The sequence below is a fragment of the Pyxidicoccus caerfyrddinensis genome, from assembly GCF_010894405.1.
GTDB lineage: Bacteria > Myxococcota > Myxococcia > Myxococcales > Myxococcaceae > Myxococcus > Myxococcus caerfyrddinensis.
In genome coordinates this window covers 1-1,040 of sequence record NZ_JAAIYA010000108.1, presented here as the reverse complement: position 1 = coordinate 1,040, position 1,040 = coordinate 1, and the positions used below count along the sequence as shown (strand labels likewise).

1 protein-coding gene is annotated in these 1,040 nt (G+C 68.5%); it reads left to right on the top strand.

Annotated elements, in window-relative coordinates:
- The coding region (locus G4D86_RS51705; protein WP_164003093.1) for an AMP-binding protein at window positions 1-1,040 on the top strand (1,040 nt) is incomplete at both ends.

The following is a 1,040-nucleotide window of genomic DNA, read 5'->3' as shown; positions in this document are numbered from 1 at the left end:
CGCATCAGGACGTCCCCTTCGAAGAGCTGGTGCGCGTGCTCAACCCCGAGCGCAGCCTCGCCCACGCCCCCATCTTCCAGGTGAAGCTCGTGCTGCAGAACACCCCGACCATCGAGCTGCGCGTGCCGGGGCTCACCTTCCGTGGCGCGGAGAGCGTCACCGGCGCCGCGAAGTTCGACCTCACCCTCTCCATCCAGGAAGGCGCAGAAGGACTGGCCTGCACCTGCGACTACAACACCGACCTGTACGAAGCGCAGACCATGGCCCGGCTCCTGGAGCATCTGCAGGTGCTGCTGGAGGCGGCTGTCGCCCACCCCGACACACGCCTGTCCTCCCTGCCCCTGCTCTCCGACGCCGAGCGGCAGCGCGTCCTCGTGGAGTGGAACGACACGCACGCGGAACTGCAGGACACGTGCGCCCACCACCTCTTCGAAGCCCAGGTGCGGCGCACCCCTGATGCGCACGCCCTCCAGATGGGCGAGCGGACCCTGACGTACCGCCAGCTCGATGAGCGCTCCAACCAACTGGCGCACCATCTGCGCTCACTGGGCGTCGGCCCCGAAGTCCTCGTCGGACTGTGCGTCGAGCGCTCGCTGGAGCTCGTCGTCTCCATCCTCGCCGTCCTCAAGGCCGGCGGCGCCTGGCTCCCCCTCGACCCCTCCTACCCCACCGAGCGGCTCGCCTTCATGTTGCGCGATGCGCGTCCTCCCGTCCTCCTCACCCAGGAGAAGCTCGCCGACGAGCTGCCCGTGCAGAGTGAGCTGCTCGCCCTCATCGACTCCGAGTGGGACTCGCTCATCTCCCGCCAGCCCACGCATGCCCCCGACGTGCGCGTGCTGCCCGACAACCTCGCCTACGTCATCTACACCTCAGGCTCCACCGGCCGTCCCAAGGGCACCCTGCTGCGCCACCTCGGCCTGTGCAACACCGCTCGGGAAACCATTGCCTTCATGGACCTGGGGCCCGGCCGACGCCTGCTCCAGTTCTTCTCTTCCGCTTTCGACGCCTCCGTCTCCGAAATCTTCCCCGCCCTGCTCTCC